A 19,676-nucleotide genomic window follows, 5' to 3' on the forward strand; every position below is an offset into this window, starting at 1 on the left:
AGAATTTTTTTCAACAAAAAAATATATGGAAAAAGCTGTTCTGATTACTATCGGTGATGAAATCCTTTCCGGAAATACGGTAGATACCAACTCTAATTTTATTGCGACTGAACTTAAAAATATAGGAATAAAAGTCATTCAGATTCTTACGATCTCAGACGAAATTGAAACCATTAAAAATGCATTGAACACCGCCTTTGAAACCGGCGATTTAGTCATTACAACAGGAGGCCTCGGGCCAACCCGTGATGATAAAACCAAAAAGGCCCTGGCTGAATATTTTGATGATGAAATTGCTTTGGATGAGGTGACATTCAATCATTTGAAAGGCTATATGGAACGACGTGGAAGAGCAGATATTCTCGAAAGAAACCGCGAACAGGCATTTGTCCCTACCAAATCCATCGTTTTTCAGAACCATTACGGAACGGCACCATGTATGATGATGGAACAGGACGGAAAATTGTGCTACAGCCTTCCGGGCGTTCCCTATGAGGTGAAACCGCTTATTAAAGATCAGATTATTCCTTATTTACAGCAAAGATTCAGTCTTCATTATATCCATACCCGGATTGTTTCTGTGGTCGGAATTCCTGAAAGTATCCTGGCTGATAAAATTGAAGACTGGGAACTGGCACTTCCGGGAAATATTGCACTGTCTTATCTTCCGGTGGGAACCCGTGTAAAGCTTCGTCTGACTGCTTCCGGTGATAACGAAGAGCAGTTGAAACAAATAACAGAAGAAGAAATCCAGAAATTGCTTCCTTTGGTAGAAGGTCATGTTATTGCAGTATCTGAGGATAAAATTGAAAATATTCTGGCAGAAATGCTTACCGAAAGAAACATGACAATCTCCACAGCAGAGAGTTGTACCGGAGGTGAACTGGCAAAAATGATTACTTCAGTTTCCGGCAGCTCGAAATATTTCCTGGGTGGAGTGGTTGCCTATGCCACAGAGAAAAAGATTAAAATTTTAAATGTTTCCAAAGATACTGTAGAACAGTTTAAGGTTGTAAGTGAGCAGGTGGCCCAGGAAATGGCAAAAGGCTGTCAGGAATTGTTCGAGACTCATATTTCCCTTTCTACAACCGGTGTTGCGGGTCCGGGGAAAGGAGAAGACGGTAAGGATGTTGGAACAGTTTATTATACGATCAGAATCAATGATCAGGAAGTAACCTCAAAATTATACATGCCGCATCTGGAAAGATTAGATTTTATGAATTTTGTCTCCCAAAAAGTGATTCAGGATGTTGTAAGCCTGCTTGTAAACAGCTAGATAGGGAATTATTTTTTAATTTTTTTTTAATTAATTTTTATACAGTTTTTCACGCTTTTTGACTGCCATTCAATAAATTTCAAAATCGTGGAAAATTCCAAACAGATTTTTCAGACCAGCAGCAAAAAACGCTGGAAAAGTGTGCAATGGGGAAGCCGTGTCTTTATTTTTATAGGAGTACTGCTTCTTCTTGCTTTAGGTCTGATGATGACCCTGGACAAAAGTCCTAAAATTCCTTTTAAAGAAGATTATAAAGCAGTAATTACAGCCAATAAACCTTATCTTCAGGAGAATAAAATTTCTAAAGAATATAAAGGTTTCAGAAGCTTTATTTCTGAAAAAACAATTCACACCAATCTCGACAAAATTGAGAAAGCAAGAGCAGAAAGATATAAAAATCAAAACAGAAACTGGGCTCAGTTTCCGGGAGGAATCCGTTCTGCATTTTATGTAGCCTGGGATCCTCAGTCTCTGATGTCTCTGAAAAGAAATATCAGACACGTGAATCTTGTTTTCCCGGAATGGTTTTTCCTTGATCCTAAAACCGGAGATCTGAAAACCAATGTGGATCCGGAAGGCTACAAAGTGATCAAGAGAACAGGTGTGGCTGCCATGCCGATGCTGAGTAATAACTTTGACAGGGAATTCCGTTCAGAAGGGCTGGCAAAAGTTCTTAATGATCCTCAGAAAAGAACCCGTCTGATCCAAAAAATCACTCAGCAATGTAAAAAATACCACTTCAAAGGAATTAATATTGACTTTGAAGATATGAACCTTAATTCTGATGAAAATCTGATTGCTTTTATGAAAGAGCTTTCAGAGACTTTCAAAAAAAATCAGTTACTGGTTACCATGGATATCATGACGGACAATGATGATTACAACATTCCAGGACTGAATCCTTATGTAGATTATTTTGTGCTGATGGCTTATGATGAGTATTCTGCAGGAAGTGATGCCGGCCCGGTTTCTTCTCAGAAATGGATCGAAGAACAGACAGGTAAAATTGTAAAACAAACCTCTCCGCAAAAAATAATTCTGGGCCTTGGAGCTTATGGCTATGACTGGAGCTCCAATCCGGATGACAATACTTCTGTTACTTATATGCAGGCAATTACGAAAGCCAGCGCCAGTAAAGCGGTTATAGATTTTAATGACAATACGTTTAATTTAAATTTTTCTTACACGGATTCCAAAAATCTTACCCACACTGTATTTTTCAATGATGCGGCTTCTATCTTCAACACAATGCGTTTCTCTTCAGAATATCCTTTGGCAGGAACTGCACTCTGGAGACTGGGAAGTGAAGACAGCAGAGTGTGGAACTTCTATGATAAAGATCTTACGTTTGCAGGGCTATCCAAACTGAACTTAAAAACATTGGAAAATGTAAAAGGGCAGACCATGGTGGATTATATCGGTGACGGGGAAGTACTGGATGTTCTGAATACGCCTCATGACGGAAAGATTGCATTGGAAGTGGATCCGAAAGAGAAAATTATCACAGACGAAAACTATGTTACCTATCCAAGTTCTTATGAAGTGAAGAAATATGGCAGTGCTCCTCAGAAAGAACTTGTGCTTACTTTTGATGATGGTCCGGATGAAACCTATACGCCACAGGTTTTGGATGTATTGTCCAGATATCATGTTCCGGCAGCTTTCTTTCTGGTAGGATTAAATGCAGAAAAGAACCTTCCGCTTGTTAAAAGAATTTATAGAGAAGGACATGAAATAGGAAATCACACCTTTACCCATGAAAATGTCGCAAAAGTAAGTCCGGAAAGAGCTTTGCTTGAAATGAAACTTACCCGTTTGCTCATAGAGTGTGTGACGGGACACAGTACAATCCTGTTCAGAGCACCATACAACGCAGACTCTGAACCTACCACTTCGGAAGAGATTATTCCGGTAGCTTTGGCCAGACAGCAGAATTATCTTGATATTGGAGAAAATATAGATCCTGAAGACTGGCAGCCGGGAATAAAAGCAGATGAAATTGTAAAAAGGGTATTAGCCGGTGTCAAACAGGAGCGAGGGAACATTATTCTTCTTCACGATGCAGGAGGAGATACCAGAGAAGAAACGGTAAAAGCTTTAAAGGTTCTGATTCCGACGCTTCAGAAACAGGGTTATCATTTTACGAACCTGACCAATATCTTACACAAAAGCAGAAGCGAACTGATGCCTGAAGTGCCTAAAACGAAGTCATATTACATTATGCAGCTGAACCTTGTTTTGGCTACCATTATCTATGGAGTAAGTCATTTTCTCGTGGCATTATTTACTATTTTCATTGTATTAGGATTGATCAGATTATTGCTGATGGCATACTGGGCTTTTAAAGAAAGAAACAAAGAAAGAAAGCTGGGCGAGTTTCCGGTTCCGAAATCTTATCCGAAAGTTTCCATCATAGTTCCTGCTTATAATGAAGAAGTGAATATTGTGTCTTCCCTGCAGAACTTATTGAAACAGACTTATCCCAACTTTGATATCATTATGGTAGATGACGGCAGTAAAGATTCTACTTATGAAAAAGCAAAAGCGGCATTTCCTGATCATCCGAAGCTGAAAATTTTCACCAAAAGAAACGGTGGAAAAGCAACTGCTTTAAATTTCGGAATATCACAGACCGATGCCGAATATGTAGTATGTATTGATGCCGATACCAAACTGCAGCAGGATGCCGTGAAATATCTTATTGCAAGATTTTTAAATTCTGATCCTGAAGAAAAGATTGCTGCAGTAGCAGGAAATGTAAAAGTCGGAAACAGAGTCAACTGGCTTACCAGATGGCAGGCTATAGAATATACAACGAGTCAGAACTTCGACAGACTGGCGTATGCTCACATTAATGCCATTACTGTAATTCCGGGTGCTATCGGGGCATTTAAAAGAGCAGTGGTTATTGAAACTGGAGGCTATTCATCCGATACGCTGGCAGAAGATTGTGATATAACCGTAAAAATTTTAAAAGCCGGATATACGGTGGCTAACGAGAATAGAGCAATTGCCGTCACGGAAGCTCCGGAAACCGCCAATCAGTTTTTAAAACAGCGTTTCCGATGGACCTACGGAATCATGCAGATGTTCTGGAAGCAAAGACAGACTTTCCTTAACCCCGGATATAAAGGATTGGGACTTTGGGCAATGCCGAATATTTTATTATTCCAATACATCATCCCATTTTTCTCGCCGATGGCAGATGTGATTATGTTCTTTGGAATTCTTTCCGGAAACGGAGACAAAATATTCACCTATTATCTGATCTTCCTTTTGGTGGATGCTTCCCTGGCTTTAGTGGCATTTATCATGCAGCGGGAAAAATTAACCAATCTGCTGTATATCATTCCACAGAGATTCGGGTATAGATGGCTGATGTATATTGTATTATTTAAAAGTTTAAGAAAAGCACTGAAAGGCGAAATGCAGTCCTGGGGAGTTCTGAAAAGAACCGGAAATGTAAAAGAGATAGCAACTTCATGATAACTGATAAAGGCTGGAAGCTGGAAGAATGAGGCTGGAAGTTCCGGATTTTCATAACTTCCAGCTCCCAACTCCCAACTTCCCACTTAAGATACTTTCATGTTATTTATTTAAATTTGTTTTTATAAAAAGTAACAAATTCAAAATAAATCATACATATTCTATAAATTGTTATCATAATGAAAAAAATAACGCTTTCTTTGTTTTTAATAGCAGGGATCTGTACTCAGACGACTATGAGCGCACAAGCAAAAGCTGCTAAAGTAGCAGTGAATAACACAGATAAAGGCTTAGACCTTAGCCTGATGGACACTTCTGTACGTCCTCAGGATGACTTTTACAACTATGTGAGTGGAACATGGATGAAAACAGCCAAAATTCCATCTGACAAACCAACATGGGGAAGCTTCAACAAACTGGCGGAGGATACGGATAACAATTCCATGACCATCCTGAATTCTCTTCTGAAAGATAAATTTGCTGACGGAAGTGAAGGGAAAAAGATTCAGGATCTGTATGCTACATACATGAACATGGAGAAAAGAAATGCAGACGGAATTAAACCAATCCAGGAAAACCTGAATAAGATTGATGCTATTAAAAACATGGCTGATCTTCAGAACTACCTTACTTCTGTAACGAAAGAAGGAGAGAACATTCTTTACGGATGGGGAGTGGATGCAGATCTTAAAGATTCTAAAATGAATGCTGTTTATTTAGGAAATGCCACTTTAGGTTTAGGAAGAGACTACTATCAGAAAGTAAACGAAAAAAATACAGAAGCTATTGCTGAATATCAGAAATATGTAGCTTCAATGCTAAAAGAATTAGGATATAAAAATGCTGATGAGGCTGCAAAAGGTATTGTAAACTTTGAAAAAAGTGTTGCAAATACCTATCTGACAAATGAACAGAGCCGTGACAACACCCTTCAGTACAATCCTAAAACAATGGCTGAACTTTCAGCATTGGTGAAAGGAGTAGACATCCCTGGTTACCTTAAAAAAGTAGGAGTAAATACGGATAAGGTCATTATCAGCGAATTGGGATTCTATAAAAATTTTGATAAATTGATCAATGCTCAGGACCTTCCTGTGATCAAAGATTATCTTAAATTCCATATGATCCACGGAAGTGCTTCTTACTTAAGCGAAAACTTAGGAAATATGAAGTTTGCTTTCTATGGCAAATACCTTAGAGGCCAGCAGGAACAGAGAGCTCTTAACAAGAGAGGATTTGAATTGATCAACGGTACTTTGGGAGAAGCTTTCGGAAAACTATATGTTGAGAAATATTTCCCTGCTGAAGCAAAAGCTCAGATGGTAGAACTGATTGACTATTTAAAGAAAAGTTTCGCTGTTCATATCAATAACTTAGCATGGATGTCTTCAACAACAAAGGAAAAAGCAATGCAGAAGCTGAACAAGTTCACTGTAAAAGTTGCTTATCCGGATAAATGGAAAGACTATTCAAAATTAAATATCGTTTCTGAAGCTAAAGGAGGAAACCTATATCAGAACCTTCAGAACATTACGGAATGGCAATACAACAAAGATTTAGCTAAAATTGGCAAGCCGGTGGATAAAACAGAATGGGGAATGACTCCGCAGACTGTAAATGCATATTATAACCCGGTAAATAACGAGATTGTATTCCCTGCTGCCATCCTTCAGCCGCCATTCTTTAACCCTAAAGCTGATGCTGCTGTAAACTTCGGAGGTATCGGTGCAGTTATCGGTCACGAAATGAGCCACGGATTTGATGATTCAGGTGCACAGTTCGATGCAGATGGTAACCTGGTAGACTGGTGGACTCCGGAAGATAAAGCCAACTTCGAAAAAGCAACAAAAGCCCTTGCTTCTCAGTATGACAAATATGAGCCTGTAAAAGGAACTTTTGTAAACGGTACTTTCACAAACGGTGAAAATATCGCTGACTTGGGAGGTGTAAACATCGCTTATGATGCTCTTCAGATGTATTTAAAAGACAAAGGAAACCCAGGAAAAATCAGCGGGTTCACTCAGGATCAGAGATTCTTCCTAAGCTGGGCAACCGTTTGGAGAACATTATCAAGTGAGAAATATATGGTGAATCAGGTGAAAACTGACCCGCATTCTCCGGGATATTTCAGAAGTTTTGGTCCACTTATCAACGTTGACGCTTTCTATAAAGCATTCGATGTGAAAAAAGGAGACAAATTATACAAAGCTCCGGAAGACAGAATCAAAATCTGGTAATAATAACAACCGCTCAGCAATGAGCGGTTTTGTTTTTTTAGGTAGCAGATGATAGGTTGCAGGTAGCAGGTTTTAGGGATTAGGGATTAGGGATTAGGGATTAGGCAAAATAGGTGATAAGTAATAAGTAATAAGTAATAAGTAATCGAAGGGAACAATTTTTACAATAACGGCTTCCATCATTCCCCTCCCACGGACTATCGTGTGGACACATCTTTAAATATTTTGTAAGCTTTGGCTATATCTTTAAAACATTTGAGTCCAATCCACAGGGTTGTAATACCCGGATGCCTGTTGCTTTCGTATCCTTTCCATCCTCCTAAGCGGGCAATGACCCATACATATCTTTTAAGATCGGTCTTTGAATAATTATTTTTTTGCTTTTGGGTACTGCCTTCCAGATCTTTCATGTATTCTTCCATCAGCTGCTGTTCTTCAGGATGAAAACAGGAGCCGGGAGTAATTTCTATCTCCGGCTCAGCATAGGCAAGGCGCATTAAGAACAGCTTAATGGTAACTTCCATAATCATTAAGCTTTGTTTTCGGACCGAAGAAGCATATTCCAGTTCTGAGGATTCAATGTCATAGCCTTCCTTTTTCAGAATTTTAAATATCTCTTCGATTCTCCAACGCCAGCTATACCACTCGATACAGTTCATGGCCATCTCCATATTATCTATAGATAGGGTAGTTAACAAACGCCAGCAGACCGCATCGCTGCCTTCATATTCAACCTCCCTGGCTTCTATAAAATATATTTTTAAGCTTTTAGGCGTATTTTCATTTATTCTTTTAGGGCTCTTTATTTCTACTTGTTTATAGCGGACTTCTACCTTGGCTGTTCTCTTTTTCCTCCCATTTCTGGCATCAATAAAAACCGAATAAACAGCAGGTATCTGCTCCTTGTCGATGCTGGAAAATAATTTTGTCCCATCTGGAAGTGAACGGTCTGCCCTTGCCCTGACCAATAAATCTACACCTTCTTGGGGAATCCTGGCAAACTGCTCATAAATATCACCCTCCCGATCTTGCACAATAAGCATGCCCGGAACTTGCGCCTTCAAAGCAGAGATGGTTTGCTCAGATACTTCGATCCATTTGTAGGATTCTTTTTCTTCGATAGGAAGATCACGGTAGTTTCTTTCATGTTTATTCGCAAAATTTTGCGAACGACTCCATAGCTTAACATTAGCAAAGCCATAGGGGGTACCGTTGGAAGCATCAAGAACAACCGATGGATGGATATAGAAACCCAGACCCAGATCCTTTTTGGAGGTGGTCGTGCCAATAAAGTGGTCTTTTTTTATCCTCCCTTTATGACTATAAAGATTAATTTCAGTAGTGTCCTGAATGCAGATCACATATTTGCCTTGACAGGCTTCAATACAGTTATAAGACATATTGCGGATCAGGTCTTCTTCACTGACACGATCATTCTGAAGAAAACGGTAATATCCCTTGGCGGAAGCTTCATCATCACTTAAACGGCGAATCGAATGAACGCTTTTGGAAAATAAATCATCTAAAATTTTATTGCCACGTTTAAGTAAACGTTTATCGGCTAATTCCCTGAAATTTCTTGTCATAATACTAAATAACAATAAATGTATAAAACTAGGAATAATTGTGTCCACACGATAGTCCCACGGAGGGGTGGCAAAAATTCAAAGAATTTTTGACGGGGTGGTTTTATACCTAATAACATCAAACATTAAACATTGAATTTTCACTTTTCACCATATATCAATTATCATTCACTACATATCATTAAAGTTTGTATATTTGGTAAGTTTGTGTAAAATCAAAAATTATCTTTAATGAAAAAGCTAAATATTGGAATACTTGCCCTTTCAGGTATTGTATTTCTTAATTCGTGTGGTACAGCTAAGACTGCAGGGACAGAGAATAAAACTGAAGCTACGGCAAAAGTAGCCGAACCGGTAAAAGAAGAAGCAAAAGAAGAGGGGATTAATTTATCATATATGGATACAAGTGTCCGTCCACAGGATGACTTTTTTAGCTATGTGAACGGAAACTGGGTGAAAACGACTCAGATTCCTGCCGATAAAGCAAACTGGGGATCTTTCAATGCTTTGAGAGAAAATGTAGATGATGCGTCATTAGATATTTTGAACAAAATTCTTACAGAATCATATCCTGCAGGATCAGAAGGACAGAAAATCCAGAATCTGTATGCCTCTTTTATGGATACAAATAAGAGAAATGCGGAAGGTCTGGCACCTATCAAAGCTGATCTTGCCAAAGTAGATGCTATTAAAACCCTTGGAGATCTTCAGAAATACCTTTTGGAAGCTACAAGATTAGGAGATAACTCTTTCTACGGATGGAGAGTAGGTGCTGATATGAAGAATTCCAAGATGAATGCGGTGTATCTTGGTGGTCCGGATCTTGGTTTGGGGAGAGACTATTACCAGAAAGTAAATGATGCCAATACTAAAACACTGGCTGAATATCAGACATATGTTGGAAAATTATTTGGAGTTTTAGGATATAAAAATACAACTCAGGCTGCACAGAATGTGGTAGACTTTGAAAAACAGCTTGCCAATTACTTGCTGACACTTGAGCAGAACAGGGATGCCAACTTAAGATACAATCCTAAAAATGTATCTGAATTATCAGGTCTTGTGAAAAACGTTGATCTTGCCAAATACCTGAAAGATGCAGGCGTAAACACAGACAGAGTGATCATTGGAGAACTGAAATATTACCAGAATATGGATCAGTTCATTACCCAGAAAAACCTTCCTTTACTTAAAGATTATCTGAAATACCATATCATCAACGGAAATGCAAGCAACCTGGATGACAATTTAGAGCAGATCAGATTTGATTTCTATGCGAAATATTTACAGGGGCAAAAAGAACAGCGTCCGATGAACAAGAGAGGGCTTACCCTTGTCAATGGTGTTCTTGGTGAAGCTTTCGGAAAACTGTATGTAGACAAATACTTCACTCCAGAAGCTAAAAAGCAGATGGAAACGTATATTGATTATCTTTTAAAATCATTCAAAACACATATTGCCAATATAGACTGGATGTCTCCGGAAACCAAAGTAAAAGCTCAGGAAAAACTATCCAAGTTTACTGTAAAAATTGCTTATCCGGATAAATGGAAAGATTATACACAGTTGAAAGTAGAATCTCCAAAAGAAGGAGCTACGCTTTATTCAAACCTTCAGAATGTTGCTGCATGGCAGTATCAGAGAAGTTTAGATAAAGTAGGAAAACCGGTTGACAAAACAGAATGGGGAATGTCTCCACAAACTGTAAATGCTTACTACAGCGGATCAAACAACGAAATTGTATTCCCGGCAGCTATTCTTCAGCCTCCTTTCTACAATCCTAAAGCGGATGCTGCAGTGAACTTCGGAGGAATCGGAGCCGTAATCGGTCACGAAATTTCTCACGGATTTGACGACAGTGGTTCCCGTTTCGATGGAGATGGTAACCTGAATAACTGGTGGACGGATGCAGACCGTAAAAATTTTGATGCAAAAGTAGGCCAGTTAGCCGCTCAGTACAGTGCTTACGAACCTGTAAAAGGAAGCTTCGTGAACGGTAAATTTACAAGCGGTGAGAACATCGGTGACTTAGGTGGAGTAGCAGTGGCTTATGATGCCCTTCAGATGTACTTAAAAGATAAAGGAAACCCTGGAAAGATCAGTGGATTTACTCAGGATCAGAGATTTTTCATGAGCTGGGCAACGGTTTGGAGAACGAAAGCTACCGATCAGTATATGATCAACCAGGTGAAAACCGATCCACACTCTCCGGGAATGTTCAGAGCATTTGGTCCGTTGGTCAATCAGGACTCATTCATCAAAGCATTTGATATCAAACCGGGAGACAAAATGTATAAAGCTCCTCAGGACAGAATAAAAATCTGGTAATTTTACCTTAAATTGTTAGACAAGAAAGAATCCGCCTCAAGTGAGGCGGATTCTCTTTTTAATATTCTTTCTTATAGTTCCGGAGCACAAACTTTATTCCGGTTTCCATAATATCTCCCATGGTTTTACAATACTTGAAATTGACATCGTAGGTCAGTTTTTGTAAGGCTGTCCTTAGTTCTATGACATTGGCTTCCGGCGCAATATTGTCTTTTTTCATAATAGAAATGAGCTCATAAAACCTGTTTTGGCTGCTCGTAACTCTTTTTACGATCTGCGAACGCACTTCCTTGCGGTACTGTTCTATAGAACTTGGCTTCAGCTTTTCCAGAACCATATTCACCATCTGATTGTTTTCCTTGAAATACTGGGGAAGATATACTTTCAGGTTTCCCTCATAAGTCTGCTGATCAAAATCGATGGGGCGGATTCTGTAAATCACCTGGTCGAAATCATGGATGGGAATCACCACATAATTATAAGAACGCATGTCCCCAAGAAGTCCGATAAGGCAGCGTTCATTGAATTTCACGAATTCCTTGGAGATCTGTGCTTTTTCCAGCTCTGTACAGTTGGGCAGATGTTTCTGAATAAAGACATCCCCGGGAATCCCTAAGATATGCTCTTCAATCAGAGTGTTTTTATAGACCAGAAAGTTAATCCGGTTAGGAGAAAGCAGATCTTCAAGTTCCAGTCCGAATATCCGGGAAGCATCAGCCTGTTTAATATAAAAATAGGTATAATTATCATTCAGTACATTTCTCACCCGGATCCGGAAAGGTTTTGAATTTCCGAAAGTACAAAAATCGATGGTATCCACTGTCAGATAAGGTAGCGTTGCGGTATCTCCATCAGAATGAAGGAGGGTGTAAATTTTATTTAAATTAGCTTCTATTTCTTTAAACTCATATTCAGAATACAGTACTCCAAGCCATAAGGTATCTTTTCCTTCCTTATCCAGAATACTTACACTGTCATTAAATCTCAAAAGATCTTCATACAGAAACTTAATTTTGGTGGTTCTGTTGTATTTTTCCAAATATTGCTGTAATGCTTCTGAAACTGGAAATATCGGTTTTCTGAACGCTATTTTTACATCTTTCATAACACGGTTCACTTTCTTTAAATATAAAGAATATTTTCTTGTAAAGTCTGAGGATTTCTTATTTTAACATTCATTTTACCATTTTGTACAGAGTACGGAGAACGAAAAATTATTTAATTTTTCTTGAAAGACTTTATTTATTTTTTCATAGCTTAGTGATATCGTAATACGGTGATTTTATGTTGAATAAATGCAGGAGAATTTTGATGATCCAAGAAAAATCTTAGTAAAATTTTGTATGTTAGAGTTTTTTTTTAAATTTAAACATTGGATTGGTAATTTATTTGATTCATCGGTAAATTACTCAAGGACAGATCCAAACCAAAATAGTAAATCTCAAAATAACAATAATATGGCAATGTTTAATTATGGTGTTGGCGGAAACGAGGTAAAAGTAGACGCTAATGAAGCTATTCAGGAAATACAGGAAAATAAATCACTGATAGTAAGCCAGCTTACAACAGAAGAGTCTTATACCCCTGAAATCGTAACAGGATTAAAAACAGTGGAAGACGTTTTCAGACATTTCCAGCCTTCAGTATCGGTACAGCACGAAACAGAAGATGGTGGAGTGGTAGAAGAAGAATTCCGTTTTCAAAACCTTGGAGACTTTACCCCTAAAAGCCTTACTCAGAAGTCTGATTATCTGCAGCAATTGAGCATGGAACAGGAGCAGTACAATAAAATAGTACGTCAGCTGAAAACAAACAAAATTCTACGCAATATGCTGGAGAACGATCAGACAAGAGCGGCGTTCATAGAGGTATTGAAAGAAGTGGCACAAGAACTTGAAAAATAATTAAAGACTTACATTAAATCATGGATAGCAAATTACAGGCACAAGAAAGCCAGCAGCAGGGTCAGCAGCAACACGCAGGGCAGCCGAAGGGCAACCCGCTTGCAGAGCTCAATAAAATGGGAGGATTTGGCTTTGTTGAATCCGTTGTAGACGGTATTGCCAATATGAACCCAACAAGAAAGGCAAGAAAAGAAATCTTCCTGAACGACAGCAATAAAGCAGAAGAAAGAAAAGAACTTCTTCAGAAGATCAACCTTTGGGTAAACCTTTTAGAAGGTAGCGAATCTGCTGATAAAATGGCTGATACGTGCAAAAGTAAAGCACAACAGGCCGACGAGAATTTAAAGAAAAACTTAAAAAATACACTGGATGCTGTTCGTATGCTGGAAACCAACTACAGAACAGTAGCTCAATTCTATAAAAATACAGAATTGGATAAAGTGGATAACGTAAGTATCGTCAATGCAAGCCTTGAGCAGGTTTCCGATCTGGATAATCCTCTGTTCATTGATGCTATTTCAGAAGAATTCAAAAATTATTATGACCGTCTTGACCTTAGAGATAACTACTCAATCCTTGCCATACCTGGATATTTAGGATCAAACAAGGTCATCGAGAAGTGGGCAAAAATCTGTAACGAAAACAAAGTAATGATGGTTACAGACTTCGCCAACCTTGATAAGCCGGATGATGTAGTAGACTTATTCCACTCTGCAAACCTTACAGGAGGTGAGCTTCACAGAAGTAACGTTATTATGACGTGTAACTGGCTGGTAGGACGTGGTAAAGCTGAAGAAGTAGGGGAAGAAGAAAACGTAGAGCTTCCGCCTTCCACTTCATTAGCCGGAAAAATCCATAAAACACTGATGTCTCAGGTGGCAGCAGGTAAAAAGCATGGTAACATCAACGAAGTAGACGCCGTAAAATTCGAACTGAAGAAAAGTGAAATTTCTCAGCTGGAAAAAATGGGTCTTGTACCAATGGTTAACGAGTACGGAAAAATTATGGCTTTCTCAGCGAAGACCTTATTTACAGGAGACAATATCGGTCTTCAGACGTATTCCGTAGTTCGTGTATTCGACTATGTAACTAAAGTATTACTTGATTTCCTTAACAGGAGAGCCTTCGAAAACTGGAATGCTAAGAATGAGGATGATTTGAGAAGACAGATTGTAACGTTCCTTGACAATATCAAAGGACCGGACAAGCTGATCGAGAAATTTAAAATTGTTCGTTTCGAGCAGGACAGAGTAAACAAAGACAGAGTATGGCTGGATATCCGCATGACCCCTTATTTCCCTACAAAAAGTTTCGTTATTAAACTGGACGGACATAAAGGAGATGATGGTAACGAATGGGATGCAGAATATACTCAGGAGTAACATAAACATACTTTACATAACAAAAACCGATGCAATATTACATCGGTTTTTTTTTAACCAACACCTATGAAATTGAATATGAATAAGAAACTTATCATTGGTTTACCAATGTTATCAATGGTTCTTTTGATAAGTTGTGAAAAAAAATACCAAAGTCCGGGCACTTACGAAAATGATCTTTTCGCACAGGAACGCCAGGAAGGAAAAGCATACATCATGAATGAAGATGAATGTTTTGATGGAAGTGAACTCGTACTTGCAAGTTCGGATGTAAAACTTTCAGACAGTTCAAAAGGCCGTGGAAAATCATTCTATCTTTATAAAGTGAAATCCGGAAAAGTATTGAAAACAGTAAGAGATTCTACGGTAGATATGCCGATGCTGTTTTTATCTCAATACAAATTAAAGATCAAAAATACAGATTCTATGTATGTGTATCTGAAGAAGCTTGAAGGGTATCGTTTTATAGCCAAAGACAGAAACCTTAAGTATCAGTGGTTAAAAGCGGCTCCGGTATATTCTGTTGAGAAAAATTAACTTTAAATTCAAGTTTTTTATATCACTATATCATGATTTTTTTTACTTTTGTTTTTGAACAAACACAAAAACAAAATGAAAAAGAATGTAACCCTGTATGAGGATATAATCCCTCATCCTCTCCTACAATTTAATCTGAAAAGTAATACCTGTCTCTATGGCTTTCAGCTGAAAGCTATTTAAATTCTATCAGCCATGACAGGGAATATTGCCGGGGATCAGAATCCTCGGGTTGGGATAGTGTGTTCCTACGAAATAAAGCCTTCAGGACTTTCATTCGTACTGAATGGGAACTATGAATGGTATCTTTTTAAGAAACAAAAGAACGGAAGCTGGAAAGACATCACCGGAAAACCAAAAACCGGTAAAAAAGTGACTTACAACTTTGGGGAAATAGCGCTGGGAGTAGAGTTTCAAATAAAAGCCTATGAGATTAAAAAAGGGATTTTACCCGGCCTTCCAGCCACCAGAAAACTGGTTGGCAGTCTTACAATAGTTCCTATCAGCAACAAGGTTCCGAAGATTGATAAAGTAGTCCTCTTTAACAGAGGAGCAAAAAATTTCAATACAGCCAGCTACCGTGATACCCTTATTGCGCAGGCTCACTGCATCGCGATGTTTAATAAAGAAATTGAGTTTCACCTTTGGGAAGATGACGCTCCTGGGAAAGGGCACGATGCCAGTATTAACAAAAACAACCGTCACACACGCAGCTACAAGGCTCGTGTCAATGAAAAAGGAATTGCGGAAGTCGCTATTCCTCTTATGTCTGATGAAAAAATCCTTCGTCAGATGGCCAATCGGTTTCTGATGAAAGGAGACAGAAATGAAGGCGCGAATCATGAATATTATGTTACGGCCACCTACTCCGGAAAAATTCAGGGAGCCAGCCAGGTGAATGTAGAGGTAGCCAACCCTGATTATAAGGGCCAGCCTCAACCCAAACTTAAGCCGCAGCCTGAGAAACACACACCAAAATTTCCTGTCAGACCAGAAGGTGGTCCCAAACAGCCGGATCCTAAAGGTAATATTATAGAAGCTGTTTTCATAGATGATACAGGAAAAGAGCTTTCCAAAGTAGCTTTAGGAGATAAAGTTAGGGTAAGAATTCACTCCAAAAATATGGTGGGAAAACACATTCAGTATGTCATCTGGAAATATGTTTCCACATCCACCCATGAAGTTTATAGAAGTGCAATGATTAAAATTCCTGCCGATGTATATGATACCCCAGGATTTATCATTACAAAAGTTAGTTCTGAAAAAGAAATAGGCTTTCCTATCGGCAATTCGAATTTCTATACACAAAACTATTTTATAGAAATTATCTCCACAGATCTTTCTGCAGAATCTCAGAAATTTGGGGTAAATTCGGATGGACTGATGGAAATGGAGAAGGTGAAGAGTGCGGTGGGGGTGGATAAGACACAGCTTTCTAATAAATCAACAGATGAAAAAGTATGTGAATGCGAAGCAAGAGTAAGAGCATTTATCAGAATGTTAAGAGTAAAAGAAGGTACAGATACAGAAAATGGCTACACTACTCAATATAGCGGAAAACAGTTCTCAGATTTAAGTAAGCATCCTGAAGAAGTAATTACATCTGGTAAATATTCATCTTCAGCTGCAGGTGCATATCAAATAATGACGGATACATGGAAAAATTTGACAGGATATTATCAGGACAAAAATAAAAATTGGCATTATTCTGAAAAGTTGGACTACTCAAAAAAATATAATATCACTAGCTTTGATCAAGAATCTCAAGATAAATTCTGCTTAGTAATTATGAAACACAATTATATCCAAGACCGTTCGGATAGCTTCTATAATCCTGTTGTGTGGAAAGATAAGAAAAAGAAGATTCGTGATACAGTAAAAGAAGAGAAATTAAAAGAATGGAGAAAAAGATTTAAAGGGAAACAAGGAGATATCATCCAAATGATTATTAATAATGATATTAAAAAAGCTGCTCTTATTTCTAGTTTATGTTGGGCAAGTTTACCAGACTCCCCATATGGGCAACAAAGTTCATCATATACTTTTGATATGGTAAAGGCCATTTACGAGAAAAACCTTAAAGAAGAATTAATTGAACCAAGTAAAGAATTACATTTAAAAAAAGGTTTTTTAAAAGAATTTGGATATGGATGTTGTGAATCAAATGATAATAAAGAACCTCAATCTAAAAATGAATGTCCAGAAGATTGTTCACAATGTTTTCATTATGCTGATGTATGGGAAAATCCCGAGATAAGTTCAGATAATGGAGGAAAAAATAATAATAGATTTGGATATAATTCTGCAAGAGGGCATAAAGGAATAGATATTCTTTCAGGTCCAACATATAAAGATGTACATTCTCTAATGTGTGGCGAAGTTACAGCTATAGTAAATACTTTTAAGACGAACGAATATAGATATAAAAGTTTAGGTAATACTTTAATGATAAAATCTAAAGATAAAGATGGGAAAACTGTATTTATCTTATATTGTCATCTTAATAAAATATATGTTAAAAAAGGGGAAAAAGTAAAACATGGTCAAAAAATAGCCCAATCAGGATCGACAGGAAATGCTTCAAGCAGTGAATTTCTAAATGGAGTAAAAGGCTCTGGAATTAACAAGAAATACTGGCATTGTCACATTGAAGCAGCAACAAAAGGTGATGGATATCTTAATTTCCGTGACCTAGGATCATACAGAGTAAAAGCAGAAGATTATATGAAAACAAAATTTGATAAAAATGGTAATCCGATTAAATAGTATAGTAACAATAATAAGTTTTTTATGTTTATTAGTATCATGTAGAAATGATGCAAAAGAAAAAAATATAACGACCAAAGTCATTAATAAAGAAATCACTCAGGTTGATTTTCTTAATAAGAAATATTTCAAAAGATATTCAATGTCTGTTGATGAATCAACACCAGCTGACCATCCTCATTACAATTATTTAGATTGTGAAAAAGAAGGCTATTTTTCTGTTCATTTCATTCCCCAGGATAAAACACTCATTTCTTTTTGGAAAGATCAATATTTTAAGGAAAATAAATATGAATATGATGATTGGGAAACTGAAAATAAAATTGTTTCTAAGCTTTTAAATGGTAAGTATGAATTATATAATATTTTTTGTTTTCAAATAACAAAAAAATACTTAGATACATCTTCGGGCTGCACAGAAGAAAGTATTAATATAAAAGAAGAAAATATTGCTGACTTATACCTTTATAATTTAAGAACAAAGAAATGGGATCTTTTAAAAAGCCTAAAAGTATCAATTTTACCACCTTTTGCAGATAATAATTTTTTCATAAAAAACTTTCCAGATCTTATTCATCAAATTGAAAATCAACCATCAACAGTAATAAAAGATTCTATAACAATTCCTAAATCTTCCATTTGGTCAACTGACTGTAAAGCTGATAAATTCATTAGTATTAAAACAGACATTAACAATATACAGTTTACAATACCTAACAGGTTTTCAATGAATGCTCAATTAAAAAAAGTGAGTAATAATAAATATGAATTTTATTTTACCGACTTTCCTTCAATCATTCCACTTCCTGATGAAATGCAAAACTGGGAAAATTTAGACAATAAAAAGGCTGTTGGTCATATTCAAATAATTGATGAATCTAAAATAAACTTAACATGGTTTGGTTTTTATAGTAAAAAAGCTAAAAAAAATATACAAACCGAAAATCCTTTCATTAAAGAACATAATGTTCCAGCAAGTCTCATAAAATGTCCTGAGTAATACAAAAGTCATGAAATATGCTTTAATCTTAGTATTAATATTTTTTTCTTTCTTTAGCAGCAAAAAGAAAATAGAAAATCCAAAACAAACACAAAACATTTCAAATTCTCAAAAGACAAATGTAGAAAATAGTAAATCTTTTGTTATTAGTTGTGGCTCCGGTTGTGCAATGACTTATATTGCTGAAAATATTCTAAAGAATGATGCTGCTTCATTAAAAGTTAAATTCAAAGTGAAAATGTATATTGACGAACAGCTAACTGATACCTATTATGAAACTTATCTTTTTTCCTACGATAAAAATAAAGAAATTGAAAAAATAACTATTGAAGGGAAGAATGAAAACATTCTAAGCAATCTTATGCCTGGTGCACAAGATTCTTTTAGAGAGTTTGCTACTGAAATTATTAATAAAAAACATTCATTTTTCAAAACAAAAAAAAACATAAATAAAACCTGTCAGCCAAGTACTAAATCATGTGAGTTTAAAAACCTGTCAAATAAGTATAAATTTATTTTAGAAGCCGAAGAATATAAAAATGAGAAGGAACAAAAATATCCAACTTCAGCGTGGATTATTGTAACAAATAAAAAGAACGGTAAATCCAAGGAGATTCATTATGAACCAAATTCATGGACATCTTATCAAGATTTGCCGTGTACCAACTTTTTTGTAAAAGATTTTAATTTTGACGGCTTAGAAGATTTTGCAATTGTTTGGGATCAGGGAGGCGTCGAAAAGTTGTATGAATATTATCTTCAAGATAAAAACGGAAATTTTTCTGCTTTAGCATCTTTCCCTTTACAGCATGGAATTTTAGCAGAAAATATTGATTTAGCAAACAAAACAATTACAACACAAAGTATTGTAGGATGTTGTCATATTAATATAAATAAATATAAACTTAATTCTAATACTACTTGGGAAAGTTCTTCGGAACAGCACGAACTAAAGAAAAAATAATTTATAATAGATGAAATATGATTAGTAACTGATGAAATCCTTTTTAACCTCATGATGATTTATATTTTTTTTGATATTCAAGTAAGTAGGAGGAGATAAGAGAAAAAAAATAAATTTATACAATAACAGATTCACAAAAAAACTCCTTCAACATCAAAAACAGGAAAAATAAAATAAACCTATCTTTGCAGCATAGAAACAATGTTCAGG

Annotated in this window: 12 protein-coding genes; 10 read left to right on the plus strand and 2 right to left on the minus strand. The window is 36.7% G+C overall.

Annotated elements, in window-relative coordinates; translation table 11 throughout:
• The first annotated feature begins 25 nt into the window (after positions 1–25).
• From V0410_RS21355 to V0410_RS21365, 3 genes are all read left to right on the plus strand, one after another.
• On the plus strand, positions 26–1,276 hold the full coding sequence (locus V0410_RS21355) for a CinA family nicotinamide mononucleotide deamidase-related protein (RefSeq protein ID WP_330745549.1): 1,251 nt from the start codon (positions 26–28) through the stop codon (positions 1,274–1,276).
• Between the two features lie 87 nt (positions 1,277–1,363).
• On the plus strand, positions 1,364–4,762 hold the full coding sequence (locus tag V0410_RS21360; RefSeq protein ID WP_330745550.1) for a polysaccharide deacetylase family protein: 3,399 nt from the start codon (positions 1,364–1,366) through the stop codon (positions 4,760–4,762).
• A gap of 179 nt (positions 4,763–4,941) precedes the next feature.
• Entirely contained in the window at positions 4,942–6,999 is a 2,058-nt protein-coding gene (locus V0410_RS21365) for a M13 family metallopeptidase (protein WP_110010726.1), read from the plus strand.
• 197 nt (positions 7,000–7,196) lie between these two features.
• Here V0410_RS21365 and V0410_RS21370 read toward each other — a convergent pair whose 3' ends face one another.
• The gene (locus V0410_RS21370; RefSeq protein WP_330745551.1) at positions 7,197–8,585 is read right to left on the minus strand and encodes an IS4 family transposase; all 1,389 of its coding nucleotides are present in this window, start codon (positions 8,583–8,585) and stop codon (positions 7,197–7,199) included.
• A gap of 231 nt (positions 8,586–8,816) precedes the next feature.
• Between V0410_RS21370 and V0410_RS21375 the strand changes: the two genes are divergently transcribed.
• Positions 8,817–10,913: a M13 family metallopeptidase gene (locus tag V0410_RS21375; RefSeq protein WP_330745552.1), complete on the plus strand. Its 2,097-nt coding sequence runs from the start codon at positions 8,817–8,819 to the stop codon at positions 10,911–10,913.
• 58 nt (positions 10,914–10,971) lie between these two features.
• Here the strand turns inward: V0410_RS21375 and V0410_RS21380 are convergent, their stop codons facing one another.
• A complete protein-coding gene (locus tag V0410_RS21380; RefSeq protein WP_227944041.1) occupies positions 10,972–12,018 on the minus strand; it encodes a hypothetical protein in 1,047 nt (348 codons plus the stop codon).
• A gap of 352 nt (positions 12,019–12,370) precedes the next feature.
• Here V0410_RS21380 and V0410_RS21385 point away from each other — a divergent pair, with 352 nt between their 5' ends.
• The 6 genes from V0410_RS21385 (at position 12,371) to V0410_RS21410 (ending at position 19,466) form a co-directional block, all read left to right on the plus strand.
• On the plus strand, positions 12,371–12,817 hold the full coding sequence (locus V0410_RS21385; RefSeq protein WP_041461881.1) for a type VI secretion system contractile sheath small subunit: 447 nt from the start codon (positions 12,371–12,373) through the stop codon (positions 12,815–12,817).
• Between the two features lie 20 nt (positions 12,818–12,837).
• Positions 12,838–14,199, plus strand: a complete 1,362-nt coding sequence (locus V0410_RS21390) for a DUF5458 family protein (protein WP_062676366.1) — start codon at positions 12,838–12,840, stop codon at positions 14,197–14,199.
• A gap of 78 nt (positions 14,200–14,277) precedes the next feature.
• Positions 14,278–14,736, plus strand: coding sequence for a hypothetical protein (locus V0410_RS21395; RefSeq protein ID WP_330745553.1), 459 nt, complete (start codon positions 14,278–14,280; stop codon positions 14,734–14,736).
• Positions 14,737–14,931: 195 nt separating this feature from the next.
• Complete coding sequence (locus V0410_RS21400) at positions 14,932–17,502, plus strand: peptidoglycan DD-metalloendopeptidase family protein (protein WP_330745554.1); 2,571 nt, start codon at positions 14,932–14,934, stop codon at positions 17,500–17,502.
• Complete coding sequence (locus V0410_RS21405) at positions 17,483–18,502, plus strand: hypothetical protein (protein ID WP_330745555.1); 1,020 nt, start codon at positions 17,483–17,485, stop codon at positions 18,500–18,502. The genes V0410_RS21400 and V0410_RS21405 overlap by 20 nt, the downstream gene beginning before the upstream one ends.
• Before the next feature lie 10 nt (positions 18,503–18,512).
• Positions 18,513–19,466: an FG-GAP repeat domain-containing protein gene (locus V0410_RS21410; RefSeq protein WP_330745556.1), complete on the plus strand. Its 954-nt coding sequence runs from the start codon at positions 18,513–18,515 to the stop codon at positions 19,464–19,466.
• The last annotated feature ends 210 nt before the right edge of the window (positions 19,467–19,676 follow it).

The sequence above is a fragment of the Chryseobacterium sp. CP-77 genome, assembly GCF_036362765.1.
Classification (GTDB): Bacteria; Bacteroidota; Bacteroidia; order Flavobacteriales; family Weeksellaceae; genus Chryseobacterium; species Chryseobacterium cupriresistens.

Bases quoted from the DNA above. Each gene is read 5' to 3' on its own strand.
- V0410_RS21355 (WP_330745549.1), top strand. From the start codon at position 26: ATGGAAAAAGCTGTTCTGATTACTATCGGTGATGAAATCCTTTCCGGA.
- V0410_RS21370 (WP_330745551.1), bottom strand. From the start codon at position 8,585: ATGACAAGAAATTTCAGGGAATTAGCCGATAAACGTTTACTTAAACGT.
- V0410_RS21390 (WP_062676366.1), top strand. From the start codon at position 12,838: ATGGATAGCAAATTACAGGCACAAGAAAGCCAGCAGCAGGGTCAGCAG.
- V0410_RS21365 (WP_110010726.1), top strand. From the start codon at position 4,942: ATGAAAAAAATAACGCTTTCTTTGTTTTTAATAGCAGGGATCTGTACT.
- V0410_RS21405 (WP_330745555.1), top strand. From the start codon at position 17,483: ATGGTAATCCGATTAAATAGTATAGTAACAATAATAAGTTTTTTATGT.
- V0410_RS21380 (WP_227944041.1), bottom strand. From the start codon at position 12,018: ATGAAAGATGTAAAAATAGCGTTCAGAAAACCGATATTTCCAGTTTCA.
- V0410_RS21385 (WP_041461881.1), top strand. From the start codon at position 12,371: ATGGCAATGTTTAATTATGGTGTTGGCGGAAACGAGGTAAAAGTAGAC.
- V0410_RS21395 (WP_330745553.1), top strand. From the start codon at position 14,278: ATGAATAAGAAACTTATCATTGGTTTACCAATGTTATCAATGGTTCTT.
- V0410_RS21400 (WP_330745554.1), top strand. From the start codon at position 14,932: ATGACAGGGAATATTGCCGGGGATCAGAATCCTCGGGTTGGGATAGTG.
- V0410_RS21410 (WP_330745556.1), top strand. From the start codon at position 18,513: ATGAAATATGCTTTAATCTTAGTATTAATATTTTTTTCTTTCTTTAGC.
- V0410_RS21375 (WP_330745552.1), top strand. From the start codon at position 8,817: ATGAAAAAGCTAAATATTGGAATACTTGCCCTTTCAGGTATTGTATTT.